Raw genomic sequence first — 13,975 nt, 5'->3', positions numbered from 1 at the left:
TCGCTGGATGCAGCAGGCGATCGCCCTAGCCGCCGCCGCCGGACAGGCCGGAGAAGTGCCCGTCGGCGCAGTCGTCGTCGCCCCAGACAACACCCTGATCGCCACGGGCGAAAATCGCCGCGAACGCGACCATGACCCCACTGCCCACGCCGAAGTTCTGGCGCTGCGTCAGGCAGGGCAACGCCTTGGCACCTGGCGACTGGAAGACTTCACGCTCTACGTCACGCTGGAACCCTGCCCCATGTGCGCTGGGGCGATCGCCCTTGCTCGCTTGGGAATGCTGGTCTACGGCGCAGACGACCCCAAAGCCGGAGCCATCCGCACCGTCCTCAACCTGCCCGACAGCGCCGCCTCAAACCACAGCCCCAGAGTGCTATCGGGAGTTTTAGAAGCAGCGTGTCGAGCGCAGTTGCAGCAGTGGTTTGCCAAGCGGAGGGGGAATGGGTAGCCACGCAGAGGGATTCGTTAACTCCAACCTTCCCTCTTCCCTTTTCGTTCTTCCCTCTTCGTTCTTCCCCTCTTCTTCTACCCCACCGGGACGGCCGCCAGATTCTTCTGAATCATTTCCCGATACTGGCTCTTCTGCTTCACGCCAAGCATCTGCCCCACCAGGGCCTTGTCCTTGAAGAACTGCACGGTCGGGGTTCCCGTCACGCCTGCATTGGCCGCGATCTCAGGATCTTGCTCAATGTCGATGATGACGTAGTGAACCTGGTCTGCAAACTCGTCGATCACCTTGCTGAGAATCGGCTTCAGCGTGTGGCAGGGGCCGCAGGTGGGCGAAGTGTAGATGACCACAATCAGGCGATCGCTCTCGTGATACAGCTTCCGCAGCGCGTAGCCGCCCTCGTGCCGGGTATTTGCCAGGTCAAATTCCGAAGCCTGCTGTTCTTCGGTCTTGTGGGCAGGGGCTTCGTGGGGACGTTCCGAGGCTTCCGTTTGGTGGAACTCCTGAATCAGCGAGTTTGCCGAGAGATAGCGCTCCGCCAGCAGCGCCGCCATACAGCCCGTCCCCGCCGCCGTAATCGCCTGACGATATTCGTGATCCTGCACGTCGCCCGCCGCAAACACACCTTCTACATTCGTCTTCACATCTTCATGGGTGACGATGTAGCCCACGCCATCCAGGTCGATCTGCCCCTGAAACAGCGACGTATTCGGCGTGTGACCAATGGCATAAAACAGACCCTTCGCGGCAATTTCGCCCGTTTCGCCCGTGTGGTTGTTGATGGTCTTAATCCCCGTCATCAGGTTACCATCGCCAAATACTTCAGTCGCCGATGTGTTCCAATGCACAGTAATCTTGGGATTTCGCAGCACGCGATCCTGCATGGCCTTGCTAGCCCGCATCTTATCGCCGCGCACCAGCAGGTGAACGTGGGAGCCATACTTGGTCAGGTAGACCGCTTCTTCGGCCGCCGAGTCGCCGCCGCCAATCACCACTAGTTCCGCATTTCGGAAAATCGGCGTTGCGCCGTCACAGATCGCGCAGGCCGAAATGCCCCGCGTCCAATACTCCGTCTCTCCGGGCAGATTCAACCGCTTAGCCGTTGCGCCAGTACAAATGATGACCGTGTGGGCCTGCACTTCGCGCTCCTCTGAGCGAATCACAAAAGGACGCTGGCTAAAATCTACAGAAGTCACGTCTTCAGTCACCAATTCCGCGCCCCAGCGCACCGCCTGCGCCTTCATGTTGTCCATCAGGTTGGGGCCAGTGATGCCGTTGGGAAAACCGGGGAAATTCTCGACTTCGGTGGTGGTCATGAGTTGTCCACCGGGCAGCCCGCCGGCCTGAAACCCTTCAAACATAAACGGCTTCAAATTTGCCCGCGCTGCATAGATCGCAGCCGTATAGCCCGCTGGGCCGGAGCCAATGATGACCACATTCTCTACCGCATTTTCTACCGCTGGGTTCGCCATAGGGAAATAGATAAACTCATAACGACTACGTTTAGGTTATCACAGGATACTGGGGGTGTAAAGAGATGTTGAGGGGAAGAACGAAGAACGAAGAACGAAGAACGAAGAACGAAGAACGAAGAAAATCTGGTCAGGGTTGGATAGGTACCTGGAAATTTTCATTTTTCGTTTTTCGTTCTTTAAAATTAGGTTTCCCCTCGGACTGGAATCTTGGCCACCATTTGCCGGGTGGGATCTGCGCTATCCTACTCACAACACTCATTCTTCATTCCTCAGAGATCGAGGCTATGCTGACACAGATTGTGCGCCCGATGGTTCGCACGCAACTGCGGCTTTTGGCAAGCAGCCAGTCTACCCGCGCCACGCTGGTGAATACGATCGCCCAATGGCTGGGCTTTTTGGGCGTGGAGGCACGGGTCACCGAAATTGATGCCGCATCGGACAAGATTCAGGTGTCGCTGGTGGTTGGCAAGCCTGAGGCCTGCGATAGCCACGACTGGGAGCAAATTTTGAAAAATTTGGAGGAGAGCGAGCGGGCCAGTGGTGCAGAACCAGCAGAGCCGATCGTGCTGACTCCCCAACAGCAGAGCAAGTTGCAGCGGCTTTTAGCCTACGTGATTCAGGCGGGTAGCCCCGATAGCAAGGTGGTGTGGGAGGATGTGCTGCCGCAGTTGCGCGGGCTGGGCTATGAAGAAGACATGCTGCTGGGGATTCGTTCGGCGCTGAAGATTCCGCAATCGCTGGAGGTGCTGACGGAGGGGCTGGATGCTGACTTGGCGGCGATCGCCCTGCCCAAGGCCGTCAGTCTGTCGATGCTCGATCGTCGGGTCACCGCCTCAGAGGATCAGGCGCTCTCTGCCCTGCTAGAGGCCATGAAGCAACCGCTCTAACCCTGCTTTTTCTAACTAACTTTCCGGCTTCCTAGGAACCTCGCCGCTGTAGGGCAGACTGAGCCTGCGTATACCAGGTGTTTTCTTCGGGAATGGTGCGGTCTGCGGTGTTAGCGCAGGCTTGCCATTCTGCCACCGCAGGTTTGCCCTGAGCCGTCCACACCTGAGCCAGCAGGCAGTGAGCAGCGGCCCGTTGGGGGTCAAGCTGAATCGCCGCTTGCAGATGGGCAGCCGCTTCATCGAGACGGCTCTGTCTGAACGCAATCCATCCCAAATTCTTGTGATAGCTATAGGTAAAGTCTGAGCTTAGTAGCGCCCCTGTTCCTTCGGGAGTCGCCCCAGCAGATGCAGTTTGCTCGCCCTGCATCAACACGCTGGCAGCCATGTCGTATTGCCCATCGAGAATGTATAGCCGAGAGAGCGGAATACTGGCCTGGGGCAATCCACCCTGGAGCGCGAGGCGATATTGGGCGATCGCCTTTTCGGGATTCTGCCCGTCTTCATACACCGTGCCCAGGTCATAGCGCGTTTGGGGATTGTCGGGATTAAGGGCGAGCGATCGCCGCAGGTTCTCCTCAGCGCGGGTCATTTCGCCCTGAGCCTGATTGTCGTTGCCCCAGGCGGCATAGAGGCTGGCAATGCGGGGCAGATTGGCGTGTAGCCCCAGCAGCAGCAGTAGTAGCCCGGTCGAGAGTCCCAGCTTTGCCTCGTGGTGATAGGGGGAGGGCACGCCCAAGCGCTCCAGGCTGCGTTCGGTGGCTTCCTGCCCAGCTTGGGTCAGCGCTGTTTTCCCAGTCAGCAGCGTCAACACGCTCTGTCCCACGATGATGAAAGAACCGAGCAGGTCGGTGCCTCCTGTCAAGAACTTGCTGGAAATATCCATCACCAGGCTAAAGCTGGCGGCCAGCGTGGTGACAGTGAGCGCGTCCCAGAGCCAGTCAAGGCGATCGCGCGGGTCGGGCGGCTTAGGAAACTTCCACCACCAGGCGCTTGCGGGCGGATTGAGGCTGTCGCGCCAGGTCGCCAGATCGAGATGACGGGCGATCGCCCCGCTCTGCTGCCGCAGCCGCTGATCTAGCCGATAGATTTCAGCCCGAATTGTCGGATCAGCAGGTGCTTTATCCAGTGCAGCCTGCACCGCGTCTCGCGCCGTCAACGCCTGCAAAATCACATCTTCACTGGGCTGCTCGGCGTGGGCTTCCAGCGTTTCCAGAGCCACTCCATAGCGCCGAAGCACGAGATGATCAGACGATCCGAGCGGAGCAGCGGAACCCAGAGGCGGCTGTTCCAGAGCGGACTGTTCCAGAGCGGACTGTTCCAGAGCGGGCTGTTCCACGGGCGCTTCTCCACAAGGCAAAGGTTTACAGGAGCAGTATTCTGAAGCGAATCCTTCACCCGTCAGGGCCGCCACTGACAGCCGCCGGGGCTGTTCATAACACCAACTGCGTCACCCAGCTTTCCGTATCGGTCTGATTTTTGGGATTGGCCTGCCGCCGCGCCAAGCGCCAGGTTTTGCCCTCAATTTGCCGCTGGAGGTAAATCTCAAACGGGTTAGCCTTTTGCGTTACCGTTCGCCCCGGAAACTCCAGCGTCACATCATAGGTTCCCCGCACCCGAAACCCCCGCAGGTTGCCGATTTGCAATCCCTGCTCATCAGTGATTTTGACATTGCTGATGGTAAATGGGGGAAAGGTCGGGTCTTGAGGATTCAGCAGTTGGATCAGGTCTTCCTGCGTCTGGCTGAACTGGAGGGCGATCGCCCGCTCCACGATATCTCGACCCGGCCCAGAGACAGAGCTACAGGCAGTCAGGAGGAACGTGAGCAGGAGCGCGAGGAGGGGACGGAGCATTTTCGGGTTAATTGAAGGAATAAAGCACAAAGGGAGGGAAGGGGAAGTTAAAGAACGAAGAACGAAGAACGAAGAATGAAAAATGAAAAATGAAAAACGAAAAATGAAAAACGAAGCCTCTTCCCTCTTCGTTCTTCTCTCTTCGTTCTTCTCTTTTCGTTCTTCCCTCTCCCCTTTCCCTTCTCAGAACATCTTATGATCCAATTGCCCTTCTACCGTTGAAAACCATGACAGGCAAAAGCTTGGGACTGTCGGAACCGCTGCACGATTACCTGCTGTCGGTGTCGCTGAGAGAGCCGGAGGTGCTGCGATCGCTCCGAGAGGAAACGTCCCGCCATCCAGAGCGCATCATGCAGACCACGCCCGATCAGGGGCAATTTTTGGCGCTGCTGGTGCAACTGATTGGCGCGACGAAAACGCTGGAAATTGGCGTGTTTACGGGCTACAGTTCCCTGGCGGTGGCGCTGGCGCTGCCGGAAGCGGGGCAAGTCATCGCCTGCGACGTGAGCGAAGACTACACGGCGATCGCCCGTCGCTATTGGCAGCAGGCCGGCGTGGCGCACAAGATCGCGCTGCATCTTGCACCTGCGCTGGAAACGCTAGATCGCCTGCTGGCAGAGGGACAGGCGGGCACGTTTGACTTTGCCTTTATCGACGCAGACAAGGGCAACTACTGGAACTATTACGAGCGATCGCTCCAACTCCTGCGCCCCGGCGGGCTGATCGCCGTCGATAACGTCCTCTGGGGCGGCGAGGTCATCAACCCCGATAACCAATCCCCCAACACCCTCGCCATTCGCGAGTTCAACCAAAAAATTCACCAGGACAACCGCGTCTCCCTCAGCATGATTCCCGTATCGGACGGGCTGACGCTGGCGGTGAAGCGGTAGAGGGAAGGGGGAAGAACGAAGAGGGAAAAACAAAGAGGGAAGAACGAAGAACGAAGAGGGAAAAACGAAGAGGGAAAAACGAAGAGGGAAGGAGGCTCTTTTTTGTTTTTCGTTCTTCATTTTTCGTTTTTCCCATGCCTCTGCCGAAATCATCACTTACCCTAAGATCAGAGTCCTCTTGCAAAACCGCGTCTGGGAGGAGGTGCGATGCCTATCTCTAGCGAATGGATGCCCTGGCTGGTGGGGTTGGGGCTGAATAGCCTGCTGGCGGCGATCGCCTGGGTTTTGCCCAAGAAACTGCTGACTCCGGCGGGCATTTTCCACGCCTGGGCCCTGGGGGTGATTCTGTTTGGCACGCTGGGCTGGCGCGGCTATGTCGTCATGGTGGTGTACTTCCTGGTGGGATCGGCGGTCACTCGCATCGGCAAGCAGCGCAAAGAAGAGGCCGGCATTGCCGAGAAGCGCTCTGGGGCACGGGGCCCCGAAAACGTCTGGGGGTCGGCGCTGACGGCGACGCTCTGTGCGCTGAGCATTTACGCCCTGGGGAGTGCGGGCACGGCGACAACGAAGGTGATCATCGTGCTGCTAGCGCTGGGCTATGTGGCCAGCATTGCCACCAAGCTAGCCGACACCACCGCTACGGAAATTGGCAAAGCCTACGGCCGCCGCACGTTTTTGATTACCAACTTCCAACCCGTTCCAGCGGGAACTGAGGGCGCAGTGAGCCTGGAGGGAACGCTGGCAGGGCTGTTGGGGGCAGCGCTGATTGCCACGCTGGGCTGGGCCGTGCGGCTGATCGCCCCGATTGAAATTCCCATGTGCATTGCCGCCGCATTTATCGCCACGAATCTGGAAAGCCTGATCGGCGCAACGCTGCAATCCAAATACCGCTGGCTCACCAACGAGATGGTGAATATTGTGAACACATTTTTGGGGGCGATCGCCGCCATTGCGATCGCTGGAGCCTACTACTTCCTGGCCCACCAGCTTGCCTAAAGCGCAAACATACCTGAAGCGCAAATATGCGTAAATTGCGTAAATATTGTGTCAGCCCACTTTCGGCCCACCATCTCCAAGCCTGTCATTCCTACCACTGACTACAGTCAGCCCAGTCTCCGCCCATCCAACCCTCTTCGTTCTTCTCTCTTCGTTCTTCTCTCTTCCCGGTCTATCACCCTTGCCCCGCTAGAGTTTGTCTTTCTTCGTTCTTCCCTCTTCGTTCTTCTCTCTTCCCTCTTCCCCTTCCCTCTGCTAGCCAGACGACCGCATTCCATCCCCCAATCCTGCTTTAATCTAGCTATTCTCTAGATCTAAGACCGCAAGTTTATCCGAGAATAGGATCACCTCACCCTGCTTTGGTGATTACCGCTGCTGGATTGTCCGGATTGGATTAAGCAAGCCCTGCATGAGCATTTCTGAGTCCGTGCTGGATGCGCTATTGAAGCGATCGCCCCACTTGCGCCCCCAGCTTTACTTCAAATCGTCGCTCACCGCCCTCTCTCACGCGATGGAGGATCAGGTTCTGGCATCCTCCGGCCAGCCGCTCATCATTGCCAGCTTCCAGCGCGAACGGTTCTATCGACAGGAATCTCACCGCTACCTCCGCATCGCCGCGCTCACACCCCAGGTCTACGTCCTGGCTGCGCCCGAAACGGACTTCATGAACCGTTCAGAAGAATATGAAACCGTCGCCTTTGACCCCTCTGACCAATTAAGCCAGGAATGGCATCTGGTGGTGATTGGGCAGCAGTATTCCGCCTGTCTGGTCTGCCGCGAGCGTACCAGCCTGCCCAGCGCTGCCGACACCGCAGAAACGACGATGGATCAAACCCGCCGCTTTGAAGGCGTGTGGACGTTTGACCGCCAGGTGAGCTACCATGCCGCCGAAATTTTGCTCGATCGCATCCTGAGCTATCGCCCAGAACTGGCGGAAAAAATCGCCGCCGCCAAGGCCGAAATTCTGCTGCCGCAGCCCACCAAGCTGGAAGTAGACCCCGACCCCTTTGCCCAGCGCCTAGTCACTCATTTGCAGGCAGGGCAATACAAGCTGCTCAAGGCCTATCGCTCCATCGCTACACAGGAGCGCAAAGAACGCCTGGTGAACTCCATCACCACAGCAATGCGCCAGTCCCTCAACACCGACGACATCTTCCGTGTGGCAGTGGAGGAGTTGGGCAAAGCGATGCAGGTCTGTCGCTGCATCATCTATCGCTGCAAAGACACCGACACCAGCGCCAAAATCACCTATGAATATCTCCGCGACAAGCGCATTGCTTCCCTGGTGGATCAGGACTGGCCGCTGCGAGACAATCCCCTGTTTCAAGCCGTGGCCCAGCAGCAGACCTCGGTGGCGATTCGCGAGGCGCTCCCTGCGGGAATCGCAAACACCAGCACTGACCCGCCGCTCGACCTGTCGCCGATCAAGCCAATTTTGAAGCGTGCATCCATCCGCTCTTGGCTGATGGTGCCTGTGATTAACCAGGGACGACTGCTGGGCATGGTGGAGCTACACCACTGCCAGAAAGAGCCACATACCTGGACAGACGAAGCGCGATCGCTCGTAGAATCCGTCGCCTCCCAGTTGGGCGTTGCCATCCTCCAATCCGAATCCTACGCCAACCTGGAAGACCTGAACGAGCAGCTTGAAGCGCTAGAGCGCACCCGCAGCAACCTGATCGCCATCACGGGCCACGAACTCCGCACGCCGCTGTCCACCATTCAGGTTTGCCTGGAAAGCCTTGCCAGCGAACCTGACATGCCCACAGAACTGCGCCAAGTCATGCTCAGCACGGCCCTGTCCGATGCAGAACGAATGCGAAAACTGGTGCAGGACTTCCTCACCCTATCGCGGCTGGAGAGCGGCCGCGTCGAGTGGCATCTGGAACCGCTGGCGCTGCAAGAGTGCGTAGACCTAGCCCTCAGCAGCCTACGAACCCGCCAGTCCGACGCGCCATTGCCCAAAATCCAGACCAACGTGCCGGGGGAACTGCCGCTGGTCAAGGCCGACGGGGAATGGCTGGTCGAGGTGCTGGCCAAACTGCTAGACAACGCCTGCAAATTTACCGAATCCACCGGAGAAGTGCTGATCGAGGCGCACCCAAACGGCGGCAAGATGCTGGAAGTCACCATTGCCGACACGGGACGCGGCATCGAGCCAAATCGCCTAGAGGTCGTCTTTGATCGCTTCTATCAGGAAGAAGGAGCCCTGCGGCGGACGGCGGGCGGCACGGGGCTGGGCCTGGCGATTTGCCGACAGATCATCCTGGCCCTGGGCGGGCAGATCTGGGCCGAGTCGGATGGGCGCGACAAGGGCAGCCAGTTTCACTTTACGCTGCCGCTGGCGCAGGAGACGGCGGGCACGTCTGGGGCTAGAGCAAAGAACGGCCGCTCCTGAGTTCTGACATCTTTGCCAAAAGCGCAGTTCCCATTGCTGCCAGCAGCCCCAACAGGTAAAAAAACAGACGAGTCATCACCTTCAGCGGGTGGCCGCCCTTGTTGCAGGGCGGATTTCCCAGCACATGACAGTCAAATAATTTGGCAAAAAACCGGAGGCATTGAGCAGGGGTCAGGTTCTTGAACCCCAGCCAGAAATGATTGTGATAGAAGCTGATCTGATAGCGGGGCGATCGCGTCGAGAGGTCATGACAGCCGCCCGTTTCCTCCCCCAGATGCACCAGCCACGCCTCCGGGTCGTACCAGATCACCAGCCCCGTCGCCCGCAGCCGCAAGCACACGTCCGACTCTTCCCGCACCGCGCTGCCCCGAAACCGCTCGTCAAACCAGAGATGATGCTGGGTAAAGAGCGATCGCCGAAAGGACATATTGCAGCCCCGTGCCGACAGCACCCGCTGCGGCTGCACTGTATGCACCAGGTCGAGGTGATACCAGGCGATCGCCGGATCGTTTGCCTCCGGCGGCAGTTGCTCGATGCGGCGATCGGGGTCATCCGCCAGCTTCAGCCGATCCAGCACCCGGCCGGCGATCGCTCCAATCTCTAAGTTTTGATAATGCCGCGCGTGTCTTGCCAAAAAATCCGGCGGCATCTGCACGTCGTCGTCCACAAACACCACAATCTCGCCCGTTGCCTGCCGAATGCCGACATTTCGCGCCTGCGGCAGGCTGGCCCAGTCCACCCGCAGCCAGGTCAGCTTGCCTGCTGCGCTGAGTTCTGCCAGCATTGCCTCGGTTTCGGGTTCATGCACCGCCGTCTGATCCACCACGACCACGTCGTAGGTCGGGTAATCTTGCCACAGGGCATCCCGCAGCGTGGCCCGCAGCACCGCCTCGCGCTGGTAGGTGGGAATAATTAAGGACACGAAGGGAAGCATTTGGAGCAAGGCGCATCAGCCTCCATCCTGTCGCATTTTGCCAATCTTCAGCTATCCTTCGGGTATTGTGAGCATTGGAAATTCAAGGGCTTGGCAGAATGCAGGTGTGGGTTGCAGGCGTGGTGCTGTTTTTTGTAATGGCAGAGCTATATCCCTGGGTCGAGGGTCTGAGCTTACCGCTGCCGCTGATGGTGGCGGCCGGGCTGGGACTGGCGATCGCCTCCAATCGGTTTCCCCTCAACGGTAGAGGGCGATTCGTGAAGCGATCCCTACGGGAATCGCCCCGCCTCGCGCCAAAGCCCGCGCCAAAAGCCACTCCTCCAGAAACCGCTCAACCCGCCAACCCCGCCTCCGCACCGCACCCAAGCCCAGCGCCACAGCGCCCCCCCACCCAGCTTCCCAACCTCCACCCCGCCCCGCCTGCGCCCCCGCCCCGCCCAATTTCTTTTACCATCCGCAAGCCTGGTGGTTCCTAGTTGTAGATGTGTGTTTGAGAGATGGGAGAGAATAGAAATCCGCCGAAAGTGCCGACATTCTGGAATCCGGCTGTGGCTTGCTGTAGTCCTCTCTGTTCCTCTCCCTGTGAACCCCTCTCCTCACCCAAGTCCTCCAGGAGGCTGCTGTGTTGTTTCAAAAACTTCGTCAGCTCAACATTGATTTGCTGAGCGTCGGCAAAGGCACCATTTCCCTGCTGCGGAATGCTGAAAATACAGACTCGGTGTATGACATTGAAGACGGTCTGCGATCGACCAAAGCAATGGCGCTGGCGGTGGAATACGTCAAGCGTGACGAGGCGATCGCCCGCCTGTTTGCAGAACGCTACATCGCGCCGCCGCCCGATCTGGATGCCCTGCTAAAGCTGCCGCCCGATTCCCTCGGCTACATCTACGCTTCGACGCTCACCGCCGCCGGGTTCGACCCCAACTTTTATCGCAAGGTCGAAGTCACCGACGACATCACCTACATGCTGCTGCGCCTGCGGCAAACGCACGACATCTGGCATCTGGTGACGGGCTTTGAAACCAGCGTCTTTGGCGAACTAGGGCTAAAGGCCTTTGAACTGGCGCAGACCCGTCGTCCCATGTCAATCGTGCTGATTTGCGGCGGGCTGTTGAAGACCCTCACCGATGCGCCAGAGTCTCTCGACGGCATCCTCAACGACCTGTCGAAGGGCTACCGCATGGGCATGACCGCCAAGCCATTTCTGGCGCAAAAGTGGGAGGAACATTGGGAGCGTCCGCTGGCTGAATGGCGGCAAGAACTGGGCATCGCATAGGCGCTAGGCCAACCCGAAACCGTGAGTATCGCAGCCGTGACTATCGCAGCCGTGACTATCGCAGCCGTGAGTATCGCAACCGTGAGTATCGCAGCCGTGACTATCGCAGCGCATAGTCAGGCTGATACTCCACCAGTTCCACCTCGTTGCCGTCAGGGTCGCTAACGTAGAGCCGCAGCCGCGTTTCGGGCGAGGTGTAGGTGTAATACTCAATGCCGTGCTTTTCTAGGTGCGATCGCATCGTTTCGGCATCTTCGATCACAAAGCCGACGTGGTTGAACCCCGCGCTGGCATAGGGGCGATGAGCCGCCGCAGGTTCGTGGGCATTGTTCAGCGACATATAGAACTGCTCATTGCCCAGGTGAACCCAGCGATCGCCCCCATAGCTGCCCTCCGCCCGCACATACCAGTCGGGAAACAGCGTTTGATAAAACCGCTGGCTCGCCTCCAAATCTTGACAAGATAGATTGACGTGTTCCATCCGTTTGAAGTTCATGACTGCCTCCAGCCATTGTGTAAGGAGTGTGGTGTGTAAGGAGTGTCGTGTGAGGCGCGTTGTGGCGATGGGCGATGAACCTGATCTGGCCCTCTGGAAAGGGGCGATCGCCAAAGCCAAACAGCCCCCACTCCTTAATCATACTCGTAATGAGTACGAGTAGGTCTTCCCCTGATAGGGACTCCCGGATGGAGACTCCTGGATGTAGACTCCCGGATGTAGACTCAAAGGTCAGCTAATCCCACAAAGGGCATCAGGATTTGGACTCACGGTTTTACGGACTATCACGAACTCCTCACTACGGATTACTCGACGGCCAAAAACTGCCGATTCTCCTCGCGGATTTGGGCGGCGGCATCGTCGTAGAGGAAGGGCAGATAGGCGTAGCGGAGTCCCTGCGTCACGGGCGTGGCCTCATGCAGCAGCGAGCAAGAGAAGACCACTGCGCCGCCCGCGGGGGCCTCGTAGGTTCGTCTGCCAAATTCGGGAAAGCGCAGTTTACCCCCTTCATATTCGCCCGTGTTGAGGTTGAGCGACACCGCAAAACGGCGGTGGGCCGTACCTTTGGTGGTGTTGTCGCGATGAGGCCTGAAAAAGCCGCCGGAGTGGCCGTCGTAGCAGGCGACGATGTGGCGCTCGATGCGCGTGGCGCGAAACTGGAAGGCTTTGGCGATTTCGGGGACGAGGCGATCGTGAATCCGATACATCGCCGCATTCCGCAGGGGTTCGTCCAAAATTTCCTGGTCTTTTCGCCGCTTGAAGCTGTGGTCGCGTGCGGCAACGGTGCGCCCGCCCACCTCCCGCATAAAGCCCGATTCCTCGCCACCGTGCTGGTTGTAGTAATCAATCAAGGCTTCGCACAAATCTGACTCGAACACCCGCGGCACCACCAGCACGGGCGCTTGCACGGCGGCGGGTTCGGCAGGGTGGAGCGGCGGCAGTTGTTCGAGGATCTTCACCAGCAGGGCGACGTGCTGTTCGGGCTGGTCGCCAAAGGGCAGCACCCCCAGCACCCGCAGCCGCTCATCCAGGATATACGTGCAGGGCGTGTAGCTCTGGGTAGCTTCGTCTAAAACGCCGTATTGGCGGCTCACTAACTGGTCAAAGTCCCAAAAAAAGCGAATGCCGGGAATGGCTTCCTGCACTCTGGCTTGCGCCTGATCTTCCGGGTCAATGCTGACTCCAAAAAAGCAGCAGTGGGTATCGTCGAACAGCGCCCGATGTTGGAACAGCAGCGTCAGCACTTGCTGACTGACGGGGACGCTGGTGGAGGCGAAAAAGCACAGCACCACATAGCGGCCAGCTACCGAGTCGAAATGATAGCGGGGGTTGCTGGTGGAAGGGGCGGTGAACCAGGGAGCGGGTTCGCCCACCGTAAGCAGTGACCTAGCCATGGCAAAGTGTTTATTTTTCCATGCAAAGAACCTTATTAGGACTTACGCACTTGCGATAAACTTGCTGGGTTTCGCACGATTTCTCGCGGGCTGCGCCTGCGAGAAATCGTCCAACTTCGTAAGTCCTAGTTATGTCAATTTTAGGTTTTGGCTTGGGGATGGGTCGTCCAATCATCCAAAATCCCTAATCCAAAATCCCCAATCCAAAATCAAGATGACGCAGGCGGCAAACGCTTAAACCCCAAATCTGTCCCTGTGCCTGCGTGAACCTGGGCTAGCTTTTCGTATTTTTTAGCATGGTCGATCAGGTCGGCCACCTCTTCATCGCTGAGGGAACGCACCACCTTTGCGGGAATGCCCACGACGAGCGATCGCCCTGGCACGTCCTTCGTCACCACCGCGCCTGCACCTACGATGCTGCCCGCCCCCACGCGCACCCCATCCAGCACGATCGCCCCGATGCCGATCAAACAGCCCCGCTCGATATGCGCGCTGTGGATGACGGCGCGATGCCCCACCGTCACGTAGTCTTCCAGCACCGTTGGCTGCCCCGGATCGCCGTGCAAAATTGCACCGTCTTGAATATTCGTGCAGTGCCCGATCTCAATCCGTTCCACATCGCCGCGCACCACCGCGCCATACCAGATGCTTGCGCCCTCCGCCAGCAACACCTCACCGATGACCGCTGCCCCCGGCGCAACAAACGCCGCCCTGGAGAGATCTGGGACAGACCAACCGCTGGTGCGATTTTGCTGTGAATTTTCCGTGAAACCCGTAGACAAGCTGTAAACTCCAGTCAAATTTCTTAAGATTGCCAGGATTCGCGCCCTTGCTTCCAGCGAATACCCGTAGAATTGTTTCTAGCTTCTAACTGAGAAAAGCCTAAGAAAAACCCAAAGTTATAATAGAGCCTTGCTGATGCTAGATGGAG

Annotated in this window: 14 protein-coding genes; 7 read left to right on the top strand and 7 right to left on the bottom strand. The window is 58.4% G+C overall.

Annotated elements, in window-relative coordinates; translation table 11 throughout:
• Window positions 1-7: 7 nt before the first annotated feature.
• The gene (tadA, locus tag JTM80_RS19790) at window positions 8-448 is read left to right on the top strand and encodes a tRNA adenosine(34) deaminase TadA (protein WP_205371481.1); all 441 of its coding nucleotides are present in this window, start codon (window positions 8-10) and stop codon (window positions 446-448) included.
• A 77-nt stretch (window positions 449-525) separates the two neighbouring features.
• On the opposite strand, the gene trxB is transcribed toward tadA, so the two are convergent.
• Window positions 526-1,920 (bottom strand): thioredoxin-disulfide reductase, encoded by a 1,395-nt coding sequence (trxB, locus tag JTM80_RS19785; protein WP_172356726.1) that lies wholly within the window; start codon window positions 1,918-1,920, stop codon window positions 526-528.
• Between the two features lie 287 nt (window positions 1,921-2,207).
• Here trxB and JTM80_RS19780 point away from each other — a divergent pair, with 287 nt between their 5' ends.
• Window positions 2,208-2,810, top strand: coding sequence for a hypothetical protein (locus JTM80_RS19780; protein ID WP_172356728.1), 603 nt, complete (start codon window positions 2,208-2,210; stop codon window positions 2,808-2,810).
• 31 nt (window positions 2,811-2,841) lie between these two features.
• On the opposite strand, the gene JTM80_RS19775 is transcribed toward JTM80_RS19780, so the two are convergent.
• A complete protein-coding gene (locus JTM80_RS19775; protein WP_205370148.1) occupies window positions 2,842-4,146 on the bottom strand; it encodes a tetratricopeptide repeat protein in 1,305 nt (434 codons plus the stop codon).
• A 94-nt stretch (window positions 4,147-4,240) separates the two neighbouring features.
• Window positions 4,241-4,660, bottom strand: coding sequence for a hypothetical protein (locus JTM80_RS19770; protein ID WP_172356734.1), 420 nt, complete (start codon window positions 4,658-4,660; stop codon window positions 4,241-4,243).
• Window positions 4,661-4,887: 227 nt separating this feature from the next.
• On the opposite strand from JTM80_RS19770, the gene JTM80_RS19765 reads away from it, so the two are divergent.
• The 3 genes from JTM80_RS19765 (at window position 4,888) to JTM80_RS19755 (ending at window position 8,944) form a co-directional block, all read left to right on the top strand.
• Window positions 4,888-5,550 (top strand): class I SAM-dependent methyltransferase, encoded by a 663-nt coding sequence (locus tag JTM80_RS19765; RefSeq protein WP_172356736.1) that lies wholly within the window; start codon window positions 4,888-4,890, stop codon window positions 5,548-5,550.
• Between the two features lie 207 nt (window positions 5,551-5,757).
• Window positions 5,758-6,546, top strand: a complete 789-nt coding sequence (locus tag JTM80_RS19760) for a TIGR00297 family protein (protein WP_172356738.1) — start codon at window positions 5,758-5,760, stop codon at window positions 6,544-6,546.
• A gap of 409 nt (window positions 6,547-6,955) precedes the next feature.
• On the top strand, window positions 6,956-8,944 hold the full coding sequence (locus tag JTM80_RS19755; protein ID WP_172356740.1) for a DICT sensory domain-containing protein: 1,989 nt from the start codon (window positions 6,956-6,958) through the stop codon (window positions 8,942-8,944).
• On the opposite strand, the gene hpsN is transcribed toward JTM80_RS19755, so the two are convergent.
• On the bottom strand, window positions 8,919-9,878 hold the full coding sequence (hpsN, locus tag JTM80_RS19750; RefSeq protein ID WP_172358964.1) for a hormogonium polysaccharide biosynthesis glycosyltransferase HpsN: 960 nt from the start codon (window positions 9,876-9,878) through the stop codon (window positions 8,919-8,921). The genes JTM80_RS19755 and hpsN overlap by 26 nt on opposite strands.
• 98 nt (window positions 9,879-9,976) lie before the next feature.
• On the opposite strand from hpsN, the gene JTM80_RS19745 reads away from it, so the two are divergent.
• Window positions 9,977-10,354: a hypothetical protein gene (locus tag JTM80_RS19745; RefSeq protein ID WP_172356742.1), complete on the top strand. Its 378-nt coding sequence runs from the start codon at window positions 9,977-9,979 to the stop codon at window positions 10,352-10,354.
• A 146-nt stretch (window positions 10,355-10,500) separates the two neighbouring features.
• Window positions 10,501-11,154 (top strand): Coq4 family protein, encoded by a 654-nt coding sequence (locus JTM80_RS19740; RefSeq protein ID WP_172356744.1) that lies wholly within the window; start codon window positions 10,501-10,503, stop codon window positions 11,152-11,154.
• A gap of 100 nt (window positions 11,155-11,254) precedes the next feature.
• On the opposite strand, the gene JTM80_RS19735 is transcribed toward JTM80_RS19740, so the two are convergent.
• From JTM80_RS19735 to JTM80_RS19725, 3 genes are all read right to left on the bottom strand, one after another.
• Complete coding sequence (locus JTM80_RS19735; protein WP_172356746.1) at window positions 11,255-11,650, bottom strand: VOC family protein; 396 nt, start codon at window positions 11,648-11,650, stop codon at window positions 11,255-11,257.
• A 305-nt stretch (window positions 11,651-11,955) separates the two neighbouring features.
• Window positions 11,956-13,044 (bottom strand): redoxin domain-containing protein, encoded by a 1,089-nt coding sequence (locus JTM80_RS19730; RefSeq protein WP_172356748.1) that lies wholly within the window; start codon window positions 13,042-13,044, stop codon window positions 11,956-11,958.
• A gap of 209 nt (window positions 13,045-13,253) precedes the next feature.
• Window positions 13,254-13,826: a gamma carbonic anhydrase family protein gene (locus JTM80_RS19725; protein ID WP_172356750.1), complete on the bottom strand. Its 573-nt coding sequence runs from the start codon at window positions 13,824-13,826 to the stop codon at window positions 13,254-13,256.
• Between the last annotated feature and the right edge of the window lie 149 nt (window positions 13,827-13,975).

Origin of the sequence: Thermoleptolyngbya sp. PKUAC-SCTB121 (assembly GCF_016919485.1) — a bacterium.
GTDB lineage: Bacteria > Cyanobacteriota > Cyanobacteriia > Elainellales > Elainellaceae > Thermoleptolyngbya > Thermoleptolyngbya sichuanensis.
The sequence above is the reverse complement of the archived record's forward strand: the minus strand, read 5'-3'. Positions and strand labels throughout refer to the sequence as shown.

Excerpts from the sequence above, each read along its gene's own strand:
- JTM80_RS19780 (WP_172356728.1), top strand. The coding sequence starts at position 2,208 with ATGCTGACACAGATTGTGCGCCCGATGGTTCGCACGCAACTGCGGCTT.
- tadA (WP_205371481.1), top strand. The coding sequence starts at position 8 with ATGCAGCAGGCGATCGCCCTAGCCGCCGCCGCCGGACAGGCCGGAGAA.
- JTM80_RS19760 (WP_172356738.1), top strand. The coding sequence starts at position 5,758 with ATGCCTATCTCTAGCGAATGGATGCCCTGGCTGGTGGGGTTGGGGCTG.
- hpsN (WP_172358964.1), bottom strand. The coding sequence starts at position 9,878 with ATGCTTCCCTTCGTGTCCTTAATTATTCCCACCTACCAGCGCGAGGCG.
- JTM80_RS19765 (WP_172356736.1), top strand. The coding sequence starts at position 4,888 with ATGACAGGCAAAAGCTTGGGACTGTCGGAACCGCTGCACGATTACCTG.
- trxB (WP_172356726.1), bottom strand. The coding sequence starts at position 1,920 with ATGGCGAACCCAGCGGTAGAAAATGCGGTAGAGAATGTGGTCATCATT.
- JTM80_RS19770 (WP_172356734.1), bottom strand. The coding sequence starts at position 4,660 with ATGCTCCGTCCCCTCCTCGCGCTCCTGCTCACGTTCCTCCTGACTGCC.
- JTM80_RS19755 (WP_172356740.1), top strand. The coding sequence starts at position 6,956 with ATGAGCATTTCTGAGTCCGTGCTGGATGCGCTATTGAAGCGATCGCCC.
- JTM80_RS19745 (WP_172356742.1), top strand. The coding sequence starts at position 9,977 with ATGCAGGTGTGGGTTGCAGGCGTGGTGCTGTTTTTTGTAATGGCAGAG.
- JTM80_RS19735 (WP_172356746.1), bottom strand. The coding sequence starts at position 11,650 with ATGAACTTCAAACGGATGGAACACGTCAATCTATCTTGTCAAGATTTG.
- JTM80_RS19730 (WP_172356748.1), bottom strand. The coding sequence starts at position 13,044 with ATGGCTAGGTCACTGCTTACGGTGGGCGAACCCGCTCCCTGGTTCACC.